Genomic DNA, 25741 nt, shown 5'->3' with positions numbered 1-25741 from the left:
TCTATTTATTGTTGAGGTAGTTAAGAACCACTTCATGGTGGTTGGTGGTTTTAAACTTATCGAAAACCTGCTCAATCACACCTTGTTCATTAATCAAAAAGCTAATGCGATGTAAGCCATCGAAAACTTTGCCCATGAACTTTTTCTCACCCCATACACCAAATTGTTCAGCCACTTGGTGGTCTTCATCAGACAACAGAGAGAAATTGAGGTTATCACGCTCGATAAATTTCCCTAGTCGCTTCACCGGATCAATGCTTACTCCAAGAACTACGACATTGTGCGCTTGTAATTCGGCTTGAATGTCACGTAGACCTTGCGCTTGTACTGTGCAGCCGGGAGTCATGGCTTTAGGGTAAAAGTAGAGCAGCACTTTTTTGCCTGCAAAATCAGCAAGCGTTACTGGATTGCCATCTTGATCGGGCAAAGAAAAGGTAGGGGCTGGAGTTCCAGCAGTAAGAGTGTTCATAGTGATCCCTTTGATTACTGACTGTTTTTTATAAAGTTAAGTGAACCTTGAACATCAAGTTTTTCACACAGAGCATCAAACTCTTCCTGCAACTGCATCAGGTTACAACCAGAATCCACACGCGCACTGATCGCGATATGGAACTGATCTTGTTCACTCTGCAGCTTGTCTTTACTGATGGTTTGCGCGCTCAGTGATGCCATACCGATTTGGCGTTCAGCGAAGAACTGGGTGAATTTCTCAGTCAGTCCCATTTTGTCGTCAGACTCGACGTACACTTCAACGGTATAAGCATGATTTTGATGATCATGAGGTGAAGTACGTTTCATCATGGTGATCAGATCATGTTGCTGACCAAGCAAAGGTAGCGTTGTTTCGACACGCGTGATGTTGCTCGGAGAGCCTGAAATTAACATCAATAGAGTAAATTCTTTTCCAAACAAAGCGATACGGCTATCGATGATATTGCAACCAGCTTGGGTAACCAGTCGAACCACTTCATTACAAATGCCGGGTCTATCGGTACCCACGGCGGTGATCACAAGATGCTGAGTCATACTGTCACTTTTGAGATGATTTTCGGGCATGTTAACACAGTTAAAGTATAGAAAAACCGTGACCAAGTGCGTTTTTCCGTGCTACCACACTGAAAATGACAGGCGTTTGACACCTGTCGAGAAGCGAGGTGTATAAAGGCGATATGCCCAGATGCCGTTTTAATGAGGGCATCTTATCAATATTCATCCGCATGGCGATTTAAGCCTATTTCTCCGCTTGTCTTTTTTTAGCGCCATGCATTACCATGCTGAGAGTATCAGATTAGGGAGATAGACATGTTTTCAGGAAGTATCGTTGCGTTAATTACCCCATTTACTCCAGACGGCGAGGTTGATTACGTCAGCCTTAAAAAGCTGGTTGATTTCCACGTTGATGCAGGTACCGATGCGATTGTTTCGGTCGGCACTACGGGCGAATCTGCCACGCTAACAGTCGAAGAACACGTTAAGGTAGTAGCGAAAACGGTGGAATTTGCTGAAGGTCGTCTGCCTATTATTGCGGGGACAGGAGCCAATGCGACTCACGAAGCTGTCACATTCAGCCGCCTGCTCAATAATACTGGCATTTCGGGTTACCTGAGTGTTACGCCTTACTACAACAAACCGACTCAAGAAGGGTTGTTCCTACACTACAACGCGATTGCACAAGAAACCGATATTCCGGTGATTTTGTACAACGTACCAGGACGTACTGCGGTAGATATGCGTCCTGAAACGGTGGCTCGCCTTTCTGAAATCAAAAACATCGTGGCTCTGAAAGATGCGACGGGTGATTTAAGCCGTGTCGCTAAACACCGTGAAATGTGTAAAGACGGTTTTGTTCTGCTCAGTGGTGATGATGCTACTGGCCTTGAGTTTGTGAAGCTCGGTGGAGAAGGCGTGATTTCCGTGACCAACAATATCGCTGCAGCTGATATGGCGAAGATGATGCACTTGGCTTTGGCTGGGAAGTTTGAAGAAGCAGAAATCATCAACCAACGTTTGATGACTCTGCATAAGAACCTGTTTATCGAATCAAGCCCTATTCCAGTTAAGTGGGCAGCGCACAAGATGGGGCTGATCGCAAATGGTGATCTGCGTCTACCTTTGACCCAACTTTCGGAACAAGCTCGCCCAATCGTTGCCCAAGCACTGTCTGAAGCCTGTATTTATTAAGGCGCTATCCATTACAATGCCGGGGTATCATTACCCCGGCAATTTTTAGGAGTTTCAATGAAGTTTTCTCGCCAGCTAGTTCTCGGTTCACTGGCTGTTTTGGTTTTAAGTGCTTGCTCCAGCAGTCCAACGCAGCGACGCCAAGCCAAAAACGATTTCGACTACCTCGAAACCACAGAATTAAAGCCTTGGGTATTGCCGCAAGGGGCAACCCCGCAGTTTTATCCTAACTATGATATCCCGCAAGGTGAATTCCACGGTGGTGTTGGCAGCGTGGTTGATATTCGCCCGCCGCAGCAAGTGCTGGAATTGATCCCTGGTGCCCGCGCAGAACGTCAAAATGGCGAAGTGACCTTATGGATGCTGCGTCAAGATGAAGCGAAAAAGGTGTGGGATACAGCATTAAAAATGATTGCCGAGCGTAATATCCCGCTGCGCAAGCAAAGCGATTCTGTCGTTGAAACGGACTGGGTAGATTGGGTTTCAGAAGATGAAGATGTCACCATTGGTAGCCGCTACTTAATGTCGATGGTGGAAAGTAACAACCGTTACGGTTTCAAAATCTCGTTGGTCGGTTGGCGTGAAAATGGTCAAGTTCAAACGGTAACCACCACCAATAAAGAGCGCTATAACGCCTTCATGACGAATTTGGTAACGACGCGTTATGATGCGGATGTGCGTGAAGAAGCGGCTCGTCGTGCTCAAGAGCTTGTGAAACAAATTCCGATCACTATGGGTGCTGACCGCAGTGGTTTCCCGGTAATTATTGCTCGAACATCTTACGATGTGCTTTGGCCGCGTTTACCAGATTTACTGCCGAAAATGGGCTTTACCATTGAAGAACGTAACCAATCACAAGGTACGGTAAAAGCGAAGTACGCATCACCAGATGATGAATTCTGGCAAGGCATTGGCGTTAAACCGATTGAGCTTAAATCGGGTACTTACACCTTCTTGTTTGGTGACTTAGGTAACCGTACTTCGATTAACGTGACTGACTCTTCAGGAAAACCTGTTAACGAAGCACTGCTTAAAGAAATGGTTCCTGTACTTTCCGCGGTAGTAGATAAGAAGTAATGTGAAAGGGGGCGATTTGATGATGTCCTCATTTCAAAACGAATAGCACAGTAAAAAAAGAAGGGATGCAACTGCATCCCTTCTTTTTTGAACTTCATCAGTGACTATGGCTTGTCTTCGGGTTCGGTCGGCTGTTTGGAAGTATCTCTAGACGGAGGATTGCGCTGTTGGTCGAGTTCATTCAATCGATCCAGTTCGCTCTTCTTATCCATCTGTCCAAATTTCATATTGGCCGTGTATTTCAGCGCCGCGATATTACCGACAATGACAGCGACGACAATCAGAGAGATGACCCAAGGGTTAAATAGTATCTCCATGTTATACCTCACAAATGTTAGTGATGAAGCGCTGATAAATTTCCGGCAACATCGTTTGGATTGCCGTTTTACCTTCAATGGCTGCTGCTGAGAGTTGCTGGTTCAGTAATGGCTCAGTGAGTGCACTTAAGCATTGCTGAGCAGTTTGTCTATGGCTGATGTGCCAAGGTTCAAAACCAATCCCTTGCCCGTGCTGGTAGGGCAGGAAGAAGCCAAACTCAGCAAGATGAGCGTTTAACCATTGATAGAACTTGCTTTGATGGCCACTCAGGTATTCCCAAGGTTCAAGCAGCAAATCGGTATTTTCAGGCAGAGCATCTCGATCGTAGACGTCAAAATCGGTTCCCCAATGGTGACGGCTCGCGCCCGGTAATGCTGACCAACGCAAAATCGCTAGCACTTTTTCTGCTTCACTCAGCGTTGCTGCATCCAATGGTTGGCTTTGTTCATCCAGTATCGGTTTCTGGCCTGACATTTTCAGATTCCAGATTGCAAGTTGACGTTCAAAAGAGCGAAAACCGCTCGCAATACACAGATTAAACCCAGCATTATGCGCCGCTTGTTTGAGGGCTAAGAGATCAGCACTCACTTGCGGATGAACTTGAAACGCTTTTTGTCCTATGAGAACCGACACCAAATGTGTGTCGGTCTGCCCTGTCAGCTGCTCTGCCGTCATAGTTAGCCTAGAAGATGGTTTAAGGTTTTTTGGTACATATCGGTTAATTTTTCCAAATCAGTGATCCGCACGCACTCATTGACCTTATGGATCGTCGCATTGACCGGGCCGAGTTCCACCACTTGAGCGCCCATTTGTGCGATAAAGCGGCCATCGGACGTTCCACCCGTAGTCAGTAGTGCAGGGGCTTGATGATTCACCTCTTCAACCGCAGCAACGACAGCGGCGAGCAGTTCACCAGCGTCGGTCAGGAATGGTTGACCGCTGAGTGTCCATTTCAGGTCGTAATCCAATCCGTGAGCATCCAGCACTGAATGTACGCGGCGTTTGATCTCTTCATCAGTCAGTTCTGTGCTAAAACGGAAGTTAAACTGCACATCAAATTCACCCGGGATCACGTTAGAAGCGCCAGTACCGGCTTGTAAGTTCGGGATTTGAAAACTGGTTGGTGGGAAATAAGGGTTGCCTTCATCCCACTGAGTGGCCGCCAGCTCAGCTAAGGCCGGTAGAGCTTTGTGCACTGGGTTGTTGGCTAGATGCGGATAAGCCACATGGCCTTGAGTTCCTTTCACCTTTAAATCACCCGTGATGGAGCCACGACGGCCATTTTTCACTACATCACCTACAGCTAAGGTACTGGATGGCTCACCCACGATGCACATATCGATCATCTCATTACGTGCCATCAGAGTTTCCACTACACGCACTGTGCCGTTGATGAAAGGACCTTCTTCATCCGATGTGATCAAAAAGCCAATCGAACCTTGATGATTCGGGTTTTCAGCGATAAAACGCTCAACCGCCACAATCATACAAGCCAATGAGCCTTTCATGTCCGCTGCACCGCGTCCATGTAAGAAGTCATCAATGACTGTTGGTTCAAACGGCGGGGTATGCCACTGAGCAAGAGGGCCTGCGGGCACGACATCGGTATGGCCAGCAAAGACAAATAGAGGAGATTGTGTGCCGCGGCGAGCCCAAAAGTTGGTGGTGTCTTCAAACACCATGCTTTCAATTTCAAACCCAAGCGCTTTTAAACGCGCAATCATCAGATCCTGACATCCTGCATCTGCAGGTGTGACGGATTGGCGGCTAATGAGATCTTTTGCCAGAGCCAGTACTGGGCTATCTGTCATCCTTGAAATCCTTGTATTAAGAGAAAAGAGCTTAAGAAAAAAGAGCGCGGTACTGCGCATCGCTAAAGCCAAGGTGAAGCTCATCTTGACGTTGTAAAATCGGGCGTTTGATCATCGCCGGCTGTGCAACTAACAATGCCACGGCATTGTCGGCATTCAAAGCTGCTTTTTGCTCATCACTGAGCTGGCGGAAAGTCGTTCCGCGTTTGTTGAGCACTTGTTCCCAGCCTAATTGATCACAAAATCCAGTGACGAGCTCTGGTGTGATGCCATCTTTGCGGTAGTCGTGAAACTGGTATGAAATACCCTCTTGCTCCAACCACTTACGCGCTTTCTTTATCGTGTCACAGTTGGGAATGCCATACAGAGTGATAGTCATGCTTATCCTTACTTTCGTCCTAATTCAAATGCTGAATGGGTTGCTTGGCAAAGCTTAGCTCGGCGCAACCTTGATTATTGTGCGTTCAATCCTAACAGGAAGGTCAAGCCGAGACAAAAGTGTGATGTAGATATTTCACGCAAAGAAAAAATAACCCTTCAAGAGAAATCGATTGGCAAGTTATTGATCAAACGCAACACATGGCACGGTAAAACGGAAATAATGAGCACAGCACACTTTAGGAGGTATCAATGGAATTGAGTCCTGTATTTGCAAGGCGCTTGTATTTAGCTCTGTTAGTGGAAAGCCTTGAGCGACCAAATGTCCCTAAACTGATTGAAAAGACGGGCTGGCCTCGTCGAACCATTCAAGATGTCATCAAAGCAATGCCGGGTATCGGGATTGAGTTGAGTTTCGTGCAAGATGGTCGCAGACATAACGATGGCTATTACCAACTCTCTGATTGGGGGCCGTTTGACAGTCAATGGGTCACTGAACGCAAGAAAGACATTGCGGCAAGCCTAGGATTTTGTGCTTAAAGCCAGCGTTGCTGGCTTTTTTCTTATCATCACAAACCCATCAATCAATGTGATTGGCTTTCTCTTATTAACTGTTCTGCCATAGCCAGTAAGCGATAAAACCCACCCAACTGATCACCAATAATGCCCATGCGATTTTAGCTTGGTTGGTTTGTGGGACATCCATCAGTTCTGGTGTGTATTCTTCACTATCATGAATTTCATCTGTGGATGATAGCTTGGCTTTTAATGCTTTCTTACGCAGCTTATCCGCCTGTCTGTGCTTCTCTTTTTGCTGCTTCTTGTAGAGTGCAATACCCTTTTCGATACCTTGTGCAATAAGTTTGGTCTGCTCTTTGGTTTGTCCTGGGCGCTGAGTGGCTCTGGTGATTTTAAGGGCTTCTTGTTGAGTTTGCTCGGAAGGAATAGGCGTACTATTTTTCATTATCTGCTCGAGTTAATAACGCTGGTGGGCTAAGACTAGCATGTGAGCCGTAGGTAAAAAATGGCGTTTGGCAAGAATTAGCAGTGGTCATTTGGATGATTTCCGCTAGAGTGGAAAGCCCGTGCTTTGTCGGTAGAATTCCGTGCGTTATTCGATAGAACAGTATGATAGTCAAGGATTTTTAAAAGCGCCGATATGGCTATGGCTAGGATGGCTGTTTTTGATCCGCGCTTGGGTGATGTTTGTGATGGCAGGAGTCAGTCGTGAACATGGATCACGCTTACTCTCTTTAATCTATCCAGACCATTCATTATTGTATGTGGGACTTGCGATGAGTGTGCCTATTCTTGGCCTGATGTGGTTAATTACTTTACGTAATCACCAGCGAATGTGGGTTAACCGAATCGTGGCTCAAGGGCGCGCAATAACCTCGCTGATCGTAATCGGTCAGTTTGTTCAAACCGCTTTTCATGTTTACTTGCAACATGGCGCATTTCACTGGGCTAATGCTTTGACGTTAGTCTTGCTGCTGTGGTTTGGCATTTATCTTGTGCAGAGCCGCCATGTGCAAGACAGTTTACAAACACCGGTGTTGGATAAGGCATGATCGCCATCAACGTCGAGATTTTACTTTTTATTACACTGAGCAAAACCTAAAAGTGAGGACTCATTATGTTTAAGTCACAGACCGCAATCTTGCCGGAAGCTGGCCCGTTTGCCCTGTACACACTGATTAAAGTTCGCCAGAACCACGCCAATGTTTTGCAAGCGCTGAAGGCTTTACCCGCATTAATTGAAGAAATTAACCAAAACCAACCGGGTGCAGAGCTGACTCTGTCATTGGCTTTCAGCAAAGGTTTTTGGGAGCAGCTTGATATGGCTCTTCCTCCTGAGTTAATCGACTTCCCTGAATTAGGGGAAGGGGATGCTCATGCTCCAAGTACAGATGTTGATGTGCTGATCCATTGCCACTCTACGCGTCATGATTTGCTGTTTTATGCCCTGCGTAAAGGGATCAGTGATATCGCTGAAGATATTGAAGTGGTGGATGAAACCTACGGTTTCCGTTACTTAGATGCGCGTGACATGACTGGTTTTATCGACGGTACTGAAAACCCGAAAGCAGAGAAACGTGCGGAAGTGGCTTTGGTAGCCGATGGCGAATTTGCGGGTGGCAGTTATGTGATGGTGCAACGTTTCGTGCATAACCTACCTGCGTGGAACCGACTCAATTTGGCGGCGCAAGAGAAAGTGATTGGCCGCACCAAGCCTGATTCGGTCGAGTTAGACAACGTCCCTGCGGCTTCGCATGTTGGCCGCGTAGATATTAAAGAAGAAGGCAAAGGGCTGAAGATTGTTCGCCACAGCCTGCCTTATGGCAGTGTGAGCGGGGATCACGGCTTATTGTTTATTGCTTACTGCCATACGCTGCATAATTTCAAAACTATGTTGGAAAGCATGTACGGCGTAACCGATGGTAAAACTGACCAATTGCTGCGCTTTACCAAAGCAGTGACTGGTGCATATTTCTTTGCGCCATCCCAAGCGATGCTGCAAGAGCTGGCGCTAAAGAATCAGTAATGCAACACGGTTGCATATTTTGCATCTTAAAGCCGAGCCCAGTGCTCGGTTTTTTGATTAAAGAAAAAGCACTTCACACCGATAAAAGAACAAGTAAGCAATAGTGTAAGGAGTGCAGCAGCCATGGCCATGACGGTAAACACCAATGTGTCAGCGCTGGTAGCACAGCGACATCTCAATTCTGCTTCCGAGATGCTAAGCCAATCTCTGGAGCGCCTTTCTTCTGGCAACCGCATTAACAGCGCTAAGGATGATGCAGCCGGGCTGCAGATCTCCAATCGTTTGGAAACGCAAATGCGTGGCCTGAGCATTGCTGTACGCAATGCCAACGATGGCATTTCGATTATGCAGACCGCAGAAGGGGCGATGCAGGAAACCACACAACTGTTGCAACGCATGCGCGATCTCTCTTTGCAATCGGCGAATGGCTCAAATAGTTCAGCCGAAAGAACTGCATTACAAGAGGAAATGGCGGCTTTAAACGATGAATTGAATCGAATCGCCGAAACCACCTCTTTTGCTGGGCGAAAATTGCTCAATGGTCATTTTGAAAAAGCCAGTTTCCAAATCGGAGCCAGCAGTGGTGAAGCGGTGCAGCTTTCACTGCGTAATATGCGTTCGGATAGTTTGGATATGGGCGGTTTTAGCTATGTAGCCGCTGCGATGGCAGATAAGAAATGGCAAGTCGCTAAAGGCAAACAGCAACTCAATATCAGCTACGTCAATGCACTCGGAGAGAATGAAAACATTCAGCTCCAAGCTAAAGAAGGCGATGATATTGAGGAGTTGGCCACTTACATCAATGGCCAAACCGATAAAGTGTCTGCCTCCGTTAATGAAAAGGGGCAGTTACAGCTCTATATTGCGGGTAAAGAAACTGCAGGAACTTTGTCATTCAGTGGAAGCTTAGCGAACGAATTACAGCTCAATTTATTGGGGTATGAAGCGGTCGATAATTTAGATATCAGCAGTGCAGGTGGCGCGCAACGCGCTGTCTCGGTGATTGATACGGCGCTGAAATATGTTGATGGACATCGCTCGGAACTTGGGGCACTACAAAACCGTTTCCACCACGCGATCAGCAACCTAGATAATGTGCATGAAAACTTAGCGGCATCCAACAGTCGAATTAAAGATGCGGATTACGCGAAAGAAACCACTCAAATGATCAAGCAGCAAATCTTGCAGCAAGTGAGCACTTCAGTGCTGGCACAAGCTAAACGACAGCCAAAATTTGTTCTCTTTTTGTTGCGTAACTAAAGATCAAGCTGACTTTATCGTCCGCGTTTTTGAAACCTTGAGCGTCAAAGTGCAAATTTTGTTCATTTTATGTGTTTGATGCCTAATTTATCGCCAAACAAACTTTTTTATTAAAAAATCGAAAATTTTCCCTAAAGGATTTAAAAACCGCGCCGTTATAAAAGGTAACTTTGAGAGAACTACTTTGGTTTTCCGAGACGTCGGAAACCGGATACATCGGAAAATCAATTGGAGAAATCACCATGGCAGTAAATGTAAATACCAACGTAGCAGCAATGACAGCTCAACGTTACTTGAACGGTGCAACTAACGCACAACAAACTTCAATGGAGCGTCTATCTTCAGGCTTTAAAATTAACAGCGCTAAAGATGATGCTGCCGGCCTACAAATTTCTAACCGCTTGAATGTACAAAGCCGCGGTCTGGATGTGGCAGTACGCAACGCGAATGATGGTATTTCAATTGCTCAAACCGCAGAAGGTGCGATGAATGAAACAACCAACATTCTGCAACGTATGCGTGACTTGTCACTGCAATCTGCGAACGGCTCGAACTCCAAATCTGAGCGTGTAGCGATCCAAGAAGAGATCACCGCACTGAACGATGAGCTGAACCGTGTTGCTGAAACAACGTCATTCGGTGGTAACAAACTACTGAACGGTACCTTCTCAACCAAGTCGTTCCAAATCGGTGCAGACAACGGTGAAGCGGTAATGTTAAGCCTGAAAGATATGCGTAGTGATAACCGCATGATGGGTGGTACCAGCTACGTTGCGACAGAAGGTAAAGACAAAAACTGGAAAGTGGAAGCTGGCGCGAACGATATCACCTTCACGTTGAAAGATATTGATGGCAACGATCAAACCATCACTGTTAACGCAAAAGAAGGCGATGACATCGAAGAAGTAGCGACTTACATCAACGGCCAAACAGACATGGTGAAAGCGTCTGTTAACGAGAAAGGTCAACTGCAAATCTTTGCTGGTAACAACAAAGTAACAGGCGATGTCGCTTTCTCCGGTGGTCTGGCTGGTGCACTGAACATGCAAGCGGGTACCGCTGAAACCGTTGATACTATCGACGTGACTTCAGTAGGTGGCGCACAACAATCTGTAGCGGTTATCGACTCTGCACTGAAATATGTAGATAGTCACCGTGCTGAACTGGGTGCATTCCAGAACCGTTTCAACCATGCAATCAGCAACTTGGATAACATTAACGAAAACGTTAATGCTTCTAAGAGCCGTATCAAAGACACCGATTTCGCGAAAGAGACAACCGCTCTTACCAAATCGCAAATCCTGTCTCAAGCGTCAAGTTCAATCTTGGCTCAGGCGAAACAAGCGCCAAACGCGGCACTCAGCCTGTTGGGTTAATCCCCACTCCGAAAAAATCCAGCTTCGGCTGGATTTTTTTTGCATTTGGTTTCATGAATCAGTGTTTAACTTCACGAAAGTGGAGGGGATTTTCTTTTTTCAAAAAAAAGCCACAAATTTCTCTAAAGGATATTTATTTCTCGCCGTTACAGGATACGAGAGAAATGAGGTAAACCGACGTGAGGTGAGAGACACCGAGGTTTACCAACTTATCCGCCTAAGGAGATCAATATGGCAATTAATGTAAACACGAACGTGTCTGCCATGACCGCACAGCGCTATTTAAATGGCGCTGCTGATGGTATGCAGAAATCGATGGAGCGTTTGTCGTCCGGCTACAAAATCAACAGTGCCCGAGACGATGCCGCTGGTCTGCAAATATCTAACCGTTTGACATCGCAAAGTCGTGGTTTGGACATGGCGGTGAAAAACGCCAACGATGGTATTTCTATCGCCCAAACTGCTGAAGGGGCGATGAACGAAACGACCAACATCCTCCAAAGGATGCGCGATCTTGCATTGCAATCCTCTAACGGTTCGAACTCTTCTTCTGAACGCAAAGCGATTCAGGAAGAAGTGTCCGCCCTTAATGACGAGCTGAATCGTATTGCAGAAACCACCTCATTCGGTGGTAACAAGCTGCTCAACGGTTCATTTGGTAATAAATCGTTCCAGATTGGTGCCGATTCAGGTGAAGCGGTGATGCTCTCTATGGGCAACATGCGCTCTGATACGCAAGCCATGGGCGGTAAAAGTTATCGTGCTCAAGACGGGAAAACCGCAGACTGGCGCGTAGGCGCTGCAACCGATCTTACCCTGAACTACACTGATAAACAGGGTAATGCACAAGCGGTGACCATTAATGCCAAACAAGGTGACGATTTAGAAGAGCTTGCGACCTACATCAACGGTCAAACCGAAGACGTTAAAGCGTCGGTTGGTGAAGGCGGAAAACTGCAACTGTTTGCTTCATCACAACGTGTTGATGGTGATGTCACCATCGGTGGTGGACTAGGCGGTGAAATCGGTTTTGAAGCTGGCCGTGATGTGACAGTCGCGGATGTCGACGTTTCAACCGTCGCAGGTTCGCAAGAAGCAGTATCGGTACTGGATGGTGCTTTGAAGGCGGTGGATAGCCAACGCGCTTCATTGGGTGCATTCCAGAACCGCTTTGGTCATGCGATCAGTAACTTGGATAACGTCAATGAGAACGTGAACGCGTCTCGCAGTCGCATCCGTGATACTGATTATGCTCGTGAAACCACGGCGATGACTAAAGCGCAGATTTTGCAGCAAGCGAGTACCTCCGTGCTGGCGCAAGCGAAGCAGTCACCATCTGCAGCTCTGAGCTTATTGGGGTAACCCTTTGAGCGGTATCGAGCTAGTAAGTAACTTGTGGTTTAAACGTTACTTATAAGGTGGAAGGGAGATTGTTATGGAAATACCATCCTACGCATCGAACATCCAGCCTTACGGCTCACAAAGTGGCATTAAAATTGCTTCGGAAAACGATAATGCAAAAAGCGTTTCGCTTTCAGGGGATAACAGTCGCTCGGTTTCGCGTGCAGATAAATTATCTGAACACTTTTCTGAGCAGGTCAGGGCAAGGCAGCAAGAATCGGTTGAGACTGCAATGGAGCAAGCTAAACAGCGCCAGCGTCTCAACGAGGAGCAACTTGCCAAAATGGTGGATCAAATGAACGAGTTCGTGAAATCCATCAACAAAGGCCTGTCTTTCAGATTGGATCAAGAATCCGGGCGTGAGGTGGTTACCATCTATGAAGCTTCGACGGGTGATATCATTCGTCAGATCCCCGAGGAAGAGATGCTTGAAGTATTGCGCCGCCTCGCCCGTGAACAGGATCATCGATCCGGTTTGCTGATGGCGAAGGTGTAAAACGGTTTTTGAGGTGATTGAATGAGTTTAGGCCCGATGGGGATGAATACTGGCTTTGACATCAATGGCATGGTCAGCAAAATTGTCAGTGCGGAGCGCGTACCAAAGCAGCAACGCATTGACAATGAGCGCACCAACATTGATACCAGTATCAGTGCCTATGGTCGACTCAGAGAGTCGCTGGATACGATGAAAAATCTGATGACCCAGTTTCGTCAGGAGAAGGCTTTTGCTGTGCGCAAAGTCGACACCAGTGATGAAAAGGTTGTCTCCGCGACTGCCACCACGGAAGCTATTGCTGGCAACTACTCCGTCGATGTGTTGCAGCTTGCTCAAAGTCATAAAATTGCCTCTGAAGTGTTAGACAAAGAGGCAAAGTTTGGCCCGGGCAAGCTGCAAATTTCGCTGGGGGACAAGAGTTTTACCCTGGATGTGCAAGCCAATTCAAAACTCGTTGATATTGTCCGTGGTATTAACGGTGAAAAATCCAACCCGGGTGTTCGAGCATCCATCATTAACGATGTCGAAGGGCCGCGGCTGATTGTTGCCTCCAATGTGTCGGGTAAAGACAACAGTGTAAAAATGTCTGCCCAAGCAGAGCCTGGCAACCCACTCAAACAGCTTGAATACAAAACATTAGAACAGCGGGTTCGTGATTTAGAAAAAGCACGCGCCCAAGCACAACAATTGATCACTCCACTCACCGCTGAGCAGCAGAAAGTCGCCGCGAAAGTTGCTGAGAAAATCGGCGATGCCGCACGCTTAGTCGATCAAGAAGTCGCGCAAGAAATTCGTACCGCCGCCCAGCATGCACAAGGGGCAGTGGGAGAGACCGCGAATGCCGGTGAGTTAACTGACAGTGCCGTGAAAGCAGCCGCGAGTGCGGCAAGCGAAGCCAAAAAATACATCAAACCAGAAGACAGAATCCCCGGCTGGAGTGAAACTGCTTCAGGAACCTTGCTTGATTCCTATTGGGAACCCGAAGAAGAGCTTGATGCGAAAGGCAGCGAGAAAGCGTCTGATGTACCCGGTTGGAGCAATACCGCATCTGGCACGCTGCTCGATTCTTACGTAACTCCCAAGGAAGCACAGCAAAAGCTGGAGCAAAAACTGGCTCAAGAAAAGGCTGATATTGAAGCTGCGATTCGCAGCGGAAAAATGACGCCAGAGGAAGCCAAAGCTCAAGCACGAGCTAAGCTGAGTCCTGAAGAACGAGCCTACATTGAGCAAGTAGAAAAAGCCCAAGCAGCATTGAATGCTGCACAAAGTGCGTTTGATGGTTACGGCGGCATGACGGAAGTGCAGTCGGCGCAAGATTCTATGGTTGTGTTGGATGGCGTCGCAACCTTATCTAGCAATAACAACATCATTGAAAATGCAATTGATGGTGTGAACTTAACCCTGAAAGGGAAAACCGAACGCAACCAAACGCCAGCAGAAATTGGTATTGAGTACGATCGCGATCGCGTGCGTACCGACATTGAGCAGTTTGTCGCGGCTTACAACCAGTTTTTCCAAACCAGCAAAGAGCTGGCAGGTGTAGATCCCCGCACTGGACAGGCTGGCCCTCTGGCGGGAGACAGTATTGTTCGTAGCGCAGATTCACGCTTAAAAACCGTCTTTTCATCTAGTATTGATCAAGCGCCAGACAACTTAAAATCGCTCACTGAGTTTGGTATCACGACAACCCGACAAGGGACGCTAGAAATCAACTATGATATGCTCAACCGCCAACTGAATAACAACTTCACCAAGTTGGGTGATTTTTTTGGCGGTAATCAGGGCTTCGCTAAACGAGTCGAAGATGCCATTGCGAGCATGACAGGTGTTACCGGTTCAATTCGGACACGTGAAAAGAGCTTAAATGAGCAAACCTATCGACTGGATGATGATCAACGTGCCTTGGATCGTCGTATGGAGAGCTTGGAAAAGCGTACCCACTCTAAATTCAGTGCCATGCAAGATGCGACCAGCAAAATGCAATCTCAGCTTGCTGGCATGATGAACGCATTAGGTGGCTAATGTGGAAGCAGAACTGCAACGTTTGAGTGATCTCGATCAACAAATCGCAACTCTTCTTACCGAAGATGACAGTCATGCTGAAGATATTTTGCAGTTGGTCGATAACAGGGAACAGCTATTGCATAGCTTATTAGGCTATTTAGCCGAGCATCCCGAACTGGCTCAGTCAGAATCGTGGCGCGAGGCGATTGGTAACACCCAACAACTTGTTGAGCAGATGCAGTTAAAAACGGCGGCGATTGGAAAAACGCTTCATAAATATCGCCACGGAAATAAATCGCTTCAACAATACAAAAAGTTTTTATAAGAGGAAGACTATGCGTGGTTCTTTACAGGCTTACAAAAAAGTATCAGTGGATAGCCAGCTAAGCGCGGCCTCACCGCATAAAATCGTCCAGATGTTAATGGCTGGAGCCATTGAACGCCTTATTCAAGGAAAGGCTGCTATGCAGCAAGGCAACATTCCTGTGAAAGGTGAGCGTTTAGGTAAAGCGTTAGACATCATCATCAGCCTGCGTAGCTGCTTATCGATGGAAGATGGTGGTGACATCGCCAAGAATCTCGATCAGCTGTACGACTTTATGGTTAACCAAATTACCCAAGCGAACCATAAAAATGATCCACAGCTTTTGGATGACGTGATTGATATTATTCGCGAAATAAAATCCGCCTGGGATCAAATTCCACCGGAATTCCATAATCTGACGGCGGCAGAAGTGGGTATCTGATTTCCGCTGTGGAAACTTTTAACAGATATCACACCCAGCAAATGCTTGGTTGCCTTATTTGCTGATTTTAATAGAATAGAAGCCACTTACTAGCCAAGTGGCTTTTTTTGTTGCTGATTTCCACAAATTGTCTATCGTTTATTCAGGTTCTATAACAAAAATGAATCACCTGAAAATGATGTTCAAACGGTGCAACCACAACTTCTTATAATAAAGGCAAATAATCTCACCTATGCAGAGTTTAGCGAAACTACTTGTGATTGAGGACGATGCCGCGATCCGGCTCAATCTCAGCGTCATTTTAGAATTTGTAGGAGAGCAGTGTGAGGTCATTGAGTCTACTCAGATTGCCCAAGTTAATTGGTCTGCAGTGTGGGCGGGGTGTATTTTAGGTTCATTGCGTGGTCAAACGCTTTCTCAAGAATTAATTCAATCTTTGACCAAGGCAAACCATATTCCGCTACTCATGCGAATAAACAGCCATTTTCTTTAGAAGAATTTCCCAATTACGTTGGTGAATTAGATTTTCCACTCAATTACCCACAATTGAGTGATGCTTTACGCCACTGTAAAGAATTCCTCGGACGTAAAGGTTTTCAAGTTCTCGCAACCGCACGTAAAAATACCCTATTTCGTAGCCTTGTTGGGCAGAGCATAGGAATTCAGGAAGTCCGTCACCTGATTGAACAAGTTTCAAGCACTGAAGCGAATGTGCTGATCTTGGGGGAATCTGGTACGGGTAAAGAAGTGGTGGCACGCAACATTCACTACCACTCAGGGCGTCGCAATGGCCCTTTTGTTCCAATCAACTGCGGTGCGATTCCTGCTGAATTGCTGGAAAGTGAGCTGTTTGGTCACGAAAAAGGGGCTTTTACCGGGGCGATCACCTCTCGTAAAGGTCGTTTTGAACTGGCTGATGGTGGCACACTGTTTTTAGATGAAATCGGTGATATGCCGATGAGCATGCAGGTCAAACTGCTGCGAGTGCTGCAAGAGCGTTGCTTTGAACGTGTGGGTGGCAATAGCACTATCAAAGCCAATGTACGTGTCATTGCGGCGACGCACCGTAATCTGGAAGAGATGATCGAAGAGCAGAAGTTCCGCGAAGATCTTTATTACCGTTTAAACGTGTTCCCGATTGAGATGCCAGCACTGCGTGCTCGCATAGACGATATTCCTTTGCTACTGCAAGAATTGATGACACGTATGGAAGCAGAAGGTGCGCAACCTATCTGCTTCACACCACGTGCAATCAATTCAATGATGGAACACGATTGGCCGGGTAATGTGCGTGAATTAGCCAACTTGGTTGAGCGTATGGTCATCCTGTATCCAAATAGTCTGGTGGATGTAAACCATCTGCCAACTAAATATCGTTACAGCGATATTCCAGAATTCCAGCCAGAACCAAGCCGCTTTAGTTCGGTTGAAGAGCAAGAACGCGATGTTTTAGAAGGCATTTTTGCAGAAGATTTCAACTTTGAAGAGCAGCATGAGTTTTCGGACATCGATGCACCACAAGCTCTGCCGCCGGAAGGGGTTAACCTCAAAGAGTTGTTGGCAGATCTGGAAGTCAATTTAATCAACCAAGCGTTGGAAGCTCAAGGTGGTGTTGTCGCCCGAGCGGCGGATATGCTGGGCATGCGTCGCACTACCTTGGTTGAGAAAATGCGCAAATACAACATGCAACGTTAGTAAAGACCATAGTCAATATATTGGCATGACTTAACTTTTTGATTTTAAAAGAAAATGGCTTGGCATGACTTTTGCGTGTCAAGCCATTGTTGCATTTAAAAACAGAGAGTGGATGATGAGCAGCGCAGTGCAAGAGCAGCATTCCCATTTAGACTCGTTAGAAGATCAAGTTGAGCGCTATAAACAGGTGCTGGACGTGATGCCAGCTGGGGTCATTTTGCTTGATACCCAAGGCATAGTTCGTGAAGCCAACCCAGAGGCGCAGCGTTTGCTCGACGTGCCGTTGGTGGGGGAGAAATGGTACAGCGTAATCCAAATTGCTTTTGCACCCCGCGAAGATGATGGTCACGAAATCTCTCTACGTAATGGTCGCAAAGTGCGGTTGGCGATTTCAGCTTCAGCCACGGGGCAGCTTATCCTCATCACCGATTTAACCGAAACGCGTTTATTGCAGTCGCGGATCAGTGATTTACAGCGTCTTTCCTCATTAGGCCGAATGGTTGCCTCATTAGCACACCAAGTCCGCACGCCACTTTCCAGTGCCATGCTGTATGCCGCCAATCTTGCTGCGCCCAATCTGCCGCCTGCGACTCGTGATCGCTTTCAAAGCAAGCTCGTTGATCGGTTGCATGATTTAGAAAAACAGGTCAACGATATGCTGCTCTTCGCCAAAGGGGGCGATAATAAAGTCGTCGCGCCATTTTCAATTGGTGATTTGGCCACTGAATTCATACCAATGGTCGAAACCGCGCTGAAAAATAGCCAGATTGACTATGGCCAAGAAGTGGAAAGTGAAGAGACCATGCTACTTGGCAATGCCAACGCGTTAGCCTCTGCTCTTAGTAACTTAGTGATGAACGCAGTACAAATTGCTGGCAAAGGCTCACAAATTGATGTGTTTTTCCGCCCTGTGAATGGCGAACTCAAAATTTCGGTGCAAGATAATGGCCCAGGTGTGCCAGAGTCGTTGCAACACAAGATTATGGAACCTTTTTTCACTACTCGCTCACAAGGGACTGGCCTTGGTTTAGCGGTAGTACAAATGGTTTGTCGTGCCCACGGTGGGCGATTGGAACTGATATCCCAAGAGGGAGAGGGCGCTTGTTTCACCATGTGCATTCCCCTAGAACGTCAGGCAGATAGCTCAAACTCAGAGACTGGAGAGTGAAGATGGCTCAAAGCAAAGTCTTAATCGTAGAAGATGATGAAGGTCTTCGCGAAGCATTGATCGACACCTTAGCCTTAGCGGGTTATGAGTGGCTGGAAGCCGATTGCGCGGAAGAAGCACTGCTGAAACTCAAATCGAACAGTGTCGATATTGTGGTCTCCGATGTGCAAATGGCGGGGATGGGTGGCCTGGCGCTATTGCGCAGCATTAAACAGCATTGGCCAAATATGCCAGTATTGCTGATGACTGCCTACGCCAACATTCAAGACGCCGTATCGGCAATGAAAGACGGCGCTATTGATTACATGGCTAAGCCATTTGCTCCAGAAGTTCTGCTCAACATGGTTAGTCGCTATGCTCCGGTTAAATCGGATGACAATGGTGATGCGGTGGTCGCGGATGCCAAGAGCCTTAAGCTTCTCGCATTGGCTGACAAAGTGGCGAAAACCGATGCCAACGTGATGATTTTGGGGCCAAGTGGTTCTGGTAAAGAAGTGATGTCTCGCTACATTCATAATGCCTCACCACGTAAAGATGGCCCGTTTATCGCGATAAACTGTGCGGCGATTCCAGACAACATGTTGGAAGCAACCCTCTTTGGTTACGAAAAAGGTGCCTTTACTGGTGCGGTGCAAGCCTGCCCCGGTAAGTTCGAACAGGCACAAGGCGGCACCATTTTGCTTGATGAGATCAGCGAAATGGATTTGAACCTGCAAGCTAAGCTGTTGCGTGTATTGCAAGAACGCGAAGTGGAGCGTTTGGGGAGCCGTAAAAGTATCAAGCTTGATGTTCGTGTGCTCGCGACCAGTAACCGTGACTTGAAACAGTATGTCCAAGCCGGGAATTTCCGTGAAGACCTTTACTACCGTCTGAATGTGTTCCCACTAACGTGGCCTGCGCTGTGTGAACGTAAGGATGATATTGAGCCACTCGCCAATCACCTTATCGAACGTAACTGCAAGAAATTAGGCTTACCAGTGACAAGTATTGCACCAAGTGCCGTCGCTAAACTGCTGAATTACCCATGGCCGGGCAACGTACGTGAACTGGACAACGTGGTACAGCGTGCGCTGATTTTAAGTGAAAATGGCCATATCCAGAGTGATCACATTCTGCTCGAAGGTGTCGATTGGCATGATGCCAGCAGCTTGCAGCAAGCGGTAGAAGGGGAGTCAGTTGCGGCTCCGCAAATCAAGCCGATTGCAGAACCAGAGCCTTTCAAATCTTTAGCACAAGCTGCAGGAGTGCCAAACTCCAGCTCACAAAGCTCGGGATTGGGGGGCGAACTGCGTGACCAAGAGTTTGCTATCATTCTTGATACTTTGGCTGAATGTCAGGGACGCCGTAAAGAGATGGCGGAAAAGCTTGGCATCAGCCCTCGTACTCTGCGTTATAAACTCGCCAAAATGCGTGATGCAGGAATTGATATTCCCGGATGAGGGCATGGCATATAAATTGCTCTTTAGAGTTAGGAACAGAATTTTTGAGTCAAAGAATTGGCATCAGAGGTAGCAATGAGACTTGACGGTTTAAATAGCGAAATGCAAGCGATGATGTTCGAGGCGATGAATACTCAGCCAGCTTCGACAGGTCAGAAAGTTGGCGCGGACTTTGGCGCAATGTTGAACAACGCGATCAACAACGTCAATGGTCTGCAAAAGACCTCTAGCGACTTACAAATGCGTTTTGATCGTGGCGATGAAGGGGTTTCACTTTCTGATGTCATGATTGCCCGTAACAAGTCGAGCGTGGCCTTCGAAGCCACCATTCAAGTACGCAATAAATTAGTTGAAGCGTACAAAGAACTGATGAACATGCCAGTATAACTTGGGTAGCAAACTGTGGCTGATGATAAACAAACAACCGATCTTGCGTTGACCAGCAGTGGTGAGCATGCCTTGATGGCTGGCTCAGATGTTGACCACGATACGCAAAATCCAGATATCAACGAAAAAAGTAGCAAGATGGACTTTACCGTTGGTGATCTCGATTTATTGCGCCAAGTGGTGCTCGTACTCTCCATTTCGATCTGCGTTGCCCTTATCGTCATGCTGTTCTTTTGGGTTCGTGAGCCGGACATGCGTCCACTTGGCGCTTACGAAACCGAAGAACTGATCCCAGTACTGGATTACCTCGATCAACAAAAACAGCAATACAAACTCGATGGCAATACTATTTTGGTGCCTGTCAGCGATTACAACAGCCTCAAGTTGTCCATGGTGCGCGCTGGGTTAAACCAAGAGCGTCAAGCGGGCGACGAAATTTTGATGCAAGACATGGGCTTTGGGGTTTCACAGCGTCTTGAACAAGAACGCTTGAAGCTCAGCCGCGAACGCCAACTGGCGAAAGCCATCGAAGAGATGCGTCAAATCAACAAAGCGCGCGTATTACTCGCATTGCCTAAGCAGAGCGTGTTTGTGCGCCAAAACCAAGAAGCTTCCGCTTCTGTTTTCCTCAGCTTGCGCACGGGCGCCAACCTCAAGCAAGAAGAGATTGATGCCGTTGTCGACATGGTAGCCAGTGCCGTTCCGGGTATGAAACCGAGCCGTGTGACGGTGACGGATCAACATGGTCGTTTGCTCAGCTCAGGCTCGCAAGATCCGGTTTCTGCTGCACGCCGTAAAGAACAAGAGCTCGAAAAACAACAAGAAGAAGCATTGCGTGGAAAAATTGACTCAGTGCTGATCCCGATTCTTGGTTTGGGCAACTACACCGCGCAGGTGGATATTGAACTGGATTTCAGTGCCGTGGAGCAGACACGCAAAGTGTTTGACCCGAATACTCCAGCGACACGCAGTGAATACACACTGGAAGACTACAACAACGGTAACGTAGTGGCAGGTGTGCCGGGAGCGCTTAGTAACCAGCCGCCAGCAGATGCTTCTATTCCACAAGATGTAGCACAGATGAAAGATGGCTCAGTGATGGGGCAAGGTTCGGTGCATAAAGAAGCGACCCGTAACTTTGAACTTGATACCACTATTAGCCATGAGCGTAAGCAATCTGGCGTGGTGAATCGCCAAACCGTAGCGGTTGCAGTGAAAAGTCGCTCTAACGTTAATCCGGATACGGGCGAAGTCACTTACACCCCACTCAGCGAAGCTGAGATCAACTCCATTCGTCAGATCCTGATCGGCACGGTAGGCTATAGTGAAAATCGTGGAGACTTGCTGAATGTCTTGAGCATGCCATTTGCTGAGCCAGAAGTAGAACAGATTGCTGATGTGCCAATTTGGGAACATCCAAACTTCAACGACTGGATCCGCTGGCTCGCCAGTGCACTCGTGATCATCATTGTGGTCTTGGTGCTAGTACGCCCAGCAATGAAGAAACTTATCAACCCTGCGGCAGATTCGGATGATCAAATGTACGGTCCGGATGGCATGCCAATCGGTGCTGATGGTGAAACCAGCTTGATCGGTAGCGATATTGATAGCGGTGAACTGTTCGAATTTGGTTCAGGCATTGATTTGCCTAATCTTCACAAGGATGAGGACGTGCTGAAAGCAGTACGTGCTTTGGTGGCAAACGAGCCAGAACTCGCGGCTCAAGTGGTGAAGAACTGGATGCAAAATGGCTAAAGATAATAAAGATGGTGGAGAAGTGGTCGAATCAACCATTGATATCAGTGAAATTCCAGGCGATGAAAAAGCGGCAATTTTGTTGCTCAGTCTAAACGAGGAAGATGCCGCAGGCATCATTCGCCACCTCGAACCTAAGCAAGTACAGCGCGTTGGTAGCGCAATGGCGCGCGCTAAAGATTTAAGTCAAACCAAAGTATCTGCGGTACACCGCGCCTTTTTGGAAGACATTCAGAAATACACCAACATTGGTATGGGCAGCGAAGACTTCTTACGTAATGCCTTGGTTGCGGCTCTCGGTGCCGATAAAGCCAATAACTTGGTGGATCAAATTTTGTTGGGCACAGGCTCCAAAGGTCTGGACTCACTCAAATGGATGGATCCACGTCAGGTGGCCAGCATTATTGTCAACGAGCACCCGCAGATCCAAACCATCGTATTGTCGTACCTCGAGCCAGATCAATCAGCGGAAATTTTGGCGCAGTTTGCCGAGCGTGACCGTTTAGATCTGTTGATGCGTATCGCCAACTTGGAAGAGGTGCAGCCTTCAGCACTGGCCGAGTTGAACGAAATCATGGAGAAACAGTTCGCGGGTCAAGCGGGTGCACAAGCGGCCAAAATTGGCGGCCTGAAAGCGGCTGCGGATATCATGAACTATCTGGACAACAACATCGAAAGCGTGTTGATGGATCAGATGCGCGAGCAAGACGAAGATTTGGCAACACAGATTCAGGATCTGATGTTCGTGTTCGAGAACTTGGTCGAAGTCGACGACCAAGGTATTCAAAAATTGCTGCGTGATGTTCCACAAGATGTATTGCAAAAAGCCCTCAAAGGGGCAGACGATGGATTGCGTGAGAAGATCTTCAAGAACATGTCGAAACGTGCTGCTGAGATGATGAAAGACGATCTGGAAGCCATGCCGCCGATCAAAGTATCGGATGTGGAAGCAGCACAGAAAGAGATCTTGGCAATTGCTCGTCGCATGGCCGATAACGGCGAAATCATGTTGGGCGGTGGTGCTGACGAATTCTTGTAATCAATACGGATCTGCGTAAGCAGATCCGATTCACGTCGATGGTTTTTTACATTGAACCTGCTGCATGATTGAGGATCACAATGTCTGGTGAAAGAAAGCGCGGTTTTATTCGCCCGGGCGCAGATGATGCGACTGTCACTCCTCAAAAATGGGGGCTGCCTGACTACGGCGCAGATACCCATAAAGCGGCCAAACAGACCGCTTTCAATTACGATCCGGGCTGGATTCCTCATTTTGATGAACCCGAACAGGAAGCCGCACACGAATTAACCGAAGAAGAAATTGCCCTGATCCGCTCTGCTGCTCAGCAGGAAGGCTTTGAACAAGGGCTAGCCGAAGGTTATCAGCAAGGCCTTGAGCAAGGTAAAGCAGAAGGCTTGCAAGCTGGCCATCAAGAAGGGCATGCACAAGGCTACCAAGAGGGTGTTGCCGAAGGGCAAGCGTTGATCCAAGAACATGTACAAACCTTTATGGCACTCGCTAACCAGTTTGCTCAACCATTGGATCTGCTTAATGCGCAGGTTGAAAAACAGTTGGTGGATATGGTGCTGGCGCTCACGAAAGAGGTGGTGCATGTTGAGGTGCAAACCAATCCGCAAGTGATTCTTGATACGGTGAAAGCCTCTGTTGAGTCGCTCCCTATTGCTGGACATGCGATTACACTCAAACTCAATCCTGAAGATGTAGAGATCATTCGCCAAGCGTATGGTGAGCAGGAAATTGAAACCCGCAACTGGACCTTGCTCAGCGAGCCCGCATTGAGCCGTGGTGACGTGCAGATTGAAGCGGGAGAATCGAGTGTCAGCTATCGCATGGAAGATCGGGTGCGCAGCGTTCTAAAAAGTTTTTGCGGCGTCAATCGTCACCATCCCGGAGAGTAACTGATGTTGGCTTTAGCGGATCGTCTTGCTCAGTACAAAGTGGAAGGACACACCACCAGACCGATGGCTTCGGGCAAACTGGTGCGTGTCGTCGGCCTTACGCTGGAAGCCACAGGCTGCAAAGCACCAGTGGGTAGTCTGTGTAAAGTCGAAACCATGACCGGCGAGATGGAGGCGGAAGTGGTTGGCTTTTCTGGCGATAACCTCTTTTTGATGCCAAGCGAACAGATCATCGGTGTCCTTCCCGGTGCGAAAGTCACACCAATTACTGCTGAATCTGGCTTGCCAGTGGGGATGGAACTGCTCGGTCGAGTGATTGACGGGGTTGGTAATCCGCTCGATGGTCTAGGTCCTATCTACACGGATCAGCGCGCATCGCTCAATGCAGCACCGATTAACCCGCTTGCTCGTAAACCGATCAGCGAACCTTTGGATGTCGGCATCAAAGCCATCAATGGCCTACTGACTGTAGGCAAAGGGCAGCGGATAGGTTTGTTTGCCGGCTCCGGTGTGGGTAAATCGGTCACGCTTGGCATGATGACCCGAGGCACAACAGCTCAAGTCGTTGTGGTTGGGCTGATTGGTGAACGGGGACGTGAAGTTAAAGAGTTTATTGAAGAGATTCTTGGTGTGGATGGTCGTCAGCGCTCTGTCGTGGTGGCTGCACCTGCTGACTCTTCGCCGCTGATGCGTTTAAAAGGTTGCCAAACCGCACTCACCATCGCCGAATACTTTCGTGATCAAGGCTTAGATGTTCTCCTGCTAATGGATTCTCTAACCCGTTTTGCTCAGGCACAGCGGGAAATTGCGCTGTCTGTCGGCGAACCACCCGCTACTAAAGGTTATCCACCTTCCGTGTTTGCCAAACTTCCTGCACTTGTGGAACGAGCAGGTAACGGTGGCCCACATCAAGGCTCCATTACAGCATTTTTTACGGTATTGACCGAAGGTGATGACTTACAAGATCCGATTGCTGATGCCTCTCGAGCGATTCTCGATGGTCACATTGTCCTGTCACGGGAAATGGCGGATGCAGGTCATTATCCAGCGATTGATGTTGAAAAATCGGTGAGTCGGGTAATGCCACAAATCACCACCGATGAGCATTTACTCATGTCCAAAGCGGTGCGGCAGATCCTCTCTGTCTGCCGTAAGAATCAAGATCTTGTTTCGATTGGTGCTTATAAACCTGGTACCGATAAAGCGATTGATGCGGCCTTCACCCTCAAACCTAAGCTGGATCAGTACTTGCAGCAGGCGATGAAAGAAACCGTGCCTTATGACATGTGCGTTAACATGCTACGCCATGTTCTGAGTATGTAACGACGGAGCCACCGACTATGGATAATGCATTAGATTTTTTGCTTGAACAGGCTCAGGAAGGGGAAGACAAAGCGGTGCTGGCGTTGAGTAAAGCGCGCAGCGAGCTAGAGAGTTACTACCTTCAATTACGCCAAATTGAGCAGTATCGTTTGGAGTATTGCCAGCAGTTGGTGGAGCGCGGCCAATCGGGTTTAACGGCCAGCCAATATGGTCACCTAAACCGCTTTCTCACCCAGCTGGATGAAACATTGGCCAAGCAGAAGAGTGCAGAGCAGCACTTTCGTATGCAGGTCGAAAACTGTGAGCAGCATTGGATGAGCATGCGTCAAAAGCGTAAGTCCTACCAATGGCTGCTTGAGAAAAAGCAAACTGAACGTCAACTACAACAAGAAAAACGCGAACAGAAACAGATGGATGAATTTTCCACTCTGATGTTCAACCGTCGCCGCCTCTCTTCTTAA

27 protein-coding genes and 1 pseudogene are annotated in these 25741 nt (G+C 47.7%); 21 read left to right on the top strand and 7 right to left on the bottom strand.

The window, feature by feature from the left end:
* Window position 1: 1 nt before the first annotated feature.
* Both bcp and D908_RS02175 read right to left on the bottom strand, forming a co-directional pair.
* Window positions 2–469 (bottom strand): thioredoxin-dependent thiol peroxidase, encoded by a 468-nt coding sequence (bcp, locus tag D908_RS02170; RefSeq protein WP_001094794.1) that lies wholly within the window; start codon window positions 467–469, stop codon window positions 2–4.
* Between the two features lie 14 nt (window positions 470–483).
* A complete protein-coding gene (locus tag D908_RS02175; protein ID WP_000191988.1) occupies window positions 484–1026 on the bottom strand; it encodes a glycine cleavage system transcriptional repressor in 543 nt (180 codons plus the stop codon).
* A gap of 276 nt (window positions 1027–1302) precedes the next feature.
* Between D908_RS02175 and dapA the strand changes: the two genes are divergently transcribed.
* Window positions 1303–2181 carry a 4-hydroxy-tetrahydrodipicolinate synthase gene (gene dapA / locus D908_RS02180; RefSeq protein ID WP_000491220.1) on the top strand — a complete coding sequence of 293 codons (879 nt, stop codon included), beginning with the start codon at window positions 1303–1305 and terminating at the stop codon, window positions 2179–2181.
* Window positions 2182–2238: 57 nt separating this feature from the next.
* Window positions 2239–3258, top strand: a complete 1020-nt coding sequence (bamC, locus tag D908_RS02185; RefSeq protein WP_000672776.1) for an outer membrane protein assembly factor BamC — start codon at window positions 2239–2241, stop codon at window positions 3256–3258.
* A 104-nt stretch (window positions 3259–3362) separates the two neighbouring features.
* Here bamC and D908_RS02190 read toward each other — a convergent pair whose 3' ends face one another.
* From D908_RS02190 to D908_RS02205, 4 genes are read right to left on the bottom strand one after another with little or no spacing between them, the layout of a single operon-like run.
* Window positions 3363–3575, bottom strand: coding sequence for a DUF2897 family protein (locus D908_RS02190; protein ID WP_000404234.1), 213 nt, complete (start codon window positions 3573–3575; stop codon window positions 3363–3365).
* A gap of 1 nt (window position 3576) precedes the next feature.
* Window positions 3577–4251, bottom strand: a complete 675-nt coding sequence (locus tag D908_RS02195) for a M15 family metallopeptidase (RefSeq protein ID WP_000123369.1) — start codon at window positions 4249–4251, stop codon at window positions 3577–3579.
* 2 nt (window positions 4252–4253) lie between these two features.
* On the bottom strand, window positions 4254–5387 hold the full coding sequence (gene dapE, locus D908_RS02200) for a succinyl-diaminopimelate desuccinylase (protein ID WP_005527133.1): 1134 nt from the start codon (window positions 5385–5387) through the stop codon (window positions 4254–4256).
* A gap of 31 nt (window positions 5388–5418) precedes the next feature.
* Entirely contained in the window at window positions 5419–5766 is a 348-nt protein-coding gene (locus D908_RS02205; RefSeq protein WP_000156586.1) for an ArsC family reductase, read from the bottom strand.
* 251 nt (window positions 5767–6017) lie between these two features.
* Between D908_RS02205 and D908_RS02210 the strand changes: the two genes are divergently transcribed.
* Entirely contained in the window at window positions 6018–6305 is a 288-nt protein-coding gene (locus D908_RS02210; protein WP_000423627.1) for a winged helix-turn-helix domain-containing protein, read from the top strand.
* 67 nt (window positions 6306–6372) lie between these two features.
* Here the strand turns inward: D908_RS02210 and D908_RS02215 are convergent, their stop codons facing one another.
* Window positions 6373–6729 (bottom strand): DUF2956 domain-containing protein, encoded by a 357-nt coding sequence (locus D908_RS02215; protein WP_000798561.1) that lies wholly within the window; start codon window positions 6727–6729, stop codon window positions 6373–6375.
* A gap of 142 nt (window positions 6730–6871) precedes the next feature.
* Here D908_RS02215 and D908_RS02220 point away from each other — a divergent pair, with 142 nt between their 5' ends.
* The 18 genes and pseudogenes from D908_RS02220 to fliJ all read left to right on the top strand — a co-directional run bounded on the left by D908_RS02220 (window position 6872) and on the right by fliJ (window position 25741).
* Window positions 6872–7336: a DUF2919 domain-containing protein gene (locus tag D908_RS02220; RefSeq protein ID WP_032467742.1), complete on the top strand. Its 465-nt coding sequence runs from the start codon at window positions 6872–6874 to the stop codon at window positions 7334–7336.
* Window positions 7337–7401: 65 nt separating this feature from the next.
* Complete coding sequence (locus tag D908_RS02225; RefSeq protein ID WP_005527128.1) at window positions 7402–8310, top strand: Dyp-type peroxidase; 909 nt, start codon at window positions 7402–7404, stop codon at window positions 8308–8310.
* Window positions 8311–8433: 123 nt separating this feature from the next.
* Complete coding sequence (locus D908_RS02230; protein ID WP_005527127.1) at window positions 8434–9570, top strand: flagellin; 1137 nt, start codon at window positions 8434–8436, stop codon at window positions 9568–9570.
* Window positions 9571–9812: 242 nt separating this feature from the next.
* Window positions 9813–10946 (top strand): flagellin D, encoded by a 1134-nt coding sequence (flaD, locus tag D908_RS02235; protein WP_000290368.1) that lies wholly within the window; start codon window positions 9813–9815, stop codon window positions 10944–10946.
* A gap of 231 nt (window positions 10947–11177) precedes the next feature.
* Window positions 11178–12308, top strand: coding sequence for a flagellin B (flaB, locus tag D908_RS02240; protein ID WP_000996994.1), 1131 nt, complete (start codon window positions 11178–11180; stop codon window positions 12306–12308).
* Between the two features lie 73 nt (window positions 12309–12381).
* Window positions 12382–12843 (top strand): flagellar protein FlaG, encoded by a 462-nt coding sequence (gene flaG / locus D908_RS02245; protein WP_000405327.1) that lies wholly within the window; start codon window positions 12382–12384, stop codon window positions 12841–12843.
* Window positions 12844–12864: 21 nt separating this feature from the next.
* Window positions 12865–14865 (top strand): flagellar filament capping protein FliD, encoded by a 2001-nt coding sequence (gene fliD, locus D908_RS02250; RefSeq protein ID WP_000052029.1) that lies wholly within the window; start codon window positions 12865–12867, stop codon window positions 14863–14865.
* A gap of 1 nt (window position 14866) precedes the next feature.
* Window positions 14867–15172, top strand: coding sequence for a flagellar protein FliT (fliT, locus tag D908_RS02255; protein WP_005527126.1), 306 nt, complete (start codon window positions 14867–14869; stop codon window positions 15170–15172).
* A 10-nt stretch (window positions 15173–15182) separates the two neighbouring features.
* Entirely contained in the window at window positions 15183–15593 is a 411-nt protein-coding gene (gene fliS / locus D908_RS02260; RefSeq protein ID WP_001214989.1) for a flagellar export chaperone FliS, read from the top strand.
* A gap of 232 nt (window positions 15594–15825) precedes the next feature.
* Window positions 15826–17288 (top strand): annotated as a pseudogene (locus D908_RS0119960) (sigma-54 dependent transcriptional regulator).
* A gap of 112 nt (window positions 17289–17400) precedes the next feature.
* The gene (locus tag D908_RS02265; protein ID WP_005527125.1) at window positions 17401–18456 is read left to right on the top strand and encodes a sensor histidine kinase; all 1056 of its coding nucleotides are present in this window, start codon (window positions 17401–17403) and stop codon (window positions 18454–18456) included.
* 2 nt (window positions 18457–18458) lie between these two features.
* A complete protein-coding gene (locus tag D908_RS02270) occupies window positions 18459–19895 on the top strand; it encodes a sigma-54-dependent transcriptional regulator (protein WP_005527124.1) in 1437 nt (478 codons plus the stop codon).
* A 75-nt stretch (window positions 19896–19970) separates the two neighbouring features.
* Window positions 19971–20282, top strand: coding sequence for a flagellar hook-basal body complex protein FliE (gene fliE / locus D908_RS02275; RefSeq protein ID WP_005527123.1), 312 nt, complete (start codon window positions 19971–19973; stop codon window positions 20280–20282).
* A 15-nt stretch (window positions 20283–20297) separates the two neighbouring features.
* Complete coding sequence (fliF, locus tag D908_RS02280) at window positions 20298–22037, top strand: flagellar basal-body MS-ring/collar protein FliF (protein WP_005527122.1); 1740 nt, start codon at window positions 20298–20300, stop codon at window positions 22035–22037.
* On the top strand, window positions 22030–23076 hold the full coding sequence (fliG, locus tag D908_RS02285) for a flagellar motor switch protein FliG (protein ID WP_001030088.1): 1047 nt from the start codon (window positions 22030–22032) through the stop codon (window positions 23074–23076). Before fliF ends, fliG begins: the two co-directional genes overlap by 8 nt.
* Window positions 23077–23156: 80 nt before the next feature.
* Entirely contained in the window at window positions 23157–23957 is an 801-nt protein-coding gene (fliH, locus tag D908_RS02290) for a flagellar assembly protein FliH (RefSeq protein WP_005527120.1), read from the top strand.
* A gap of 3 nt (window positions 23958–23960) precedes the next feature.
* The gene (gene fliI / locus D908_RS02295; RefSeq protein ID WP_000880265.1) at window positions 23961–25280 is read left to right on the top strand and encodes a flagellar protein export ATPase FliI; all 1320 of its coding nucleotides are present in this window, start codon (window positions 23961–23963) and stop codon (window positions 25278–25280) included.
* Between the two features lie 17 nt (window positions 25281–25297).
* Window positions 25298–25741: a flagellar export protein FliJ gene (gene fliJ, locus D908_RS02300; protein ID WP_000367975.1), complete on the top strand. Its 444-nt coding sequence runs from the start codon at window positions 25298–25300 to the stop codon at window positions 25739–25741.

The sequence above is a fragment of the Vibrio mimicus CAIM 602 genome (assembly GCF_000338875.1).
GTDB lineage: Bacteria > Pseudomonadota > Gammaproteobacteria > Enterobacterales > Vibrionaceae > Vibrio > Vibrio mimicus.
Note: the sequence above shows the minus strand (reverse complement) of the source record. Positions and strands in the feature narration are given on the sequence as shown.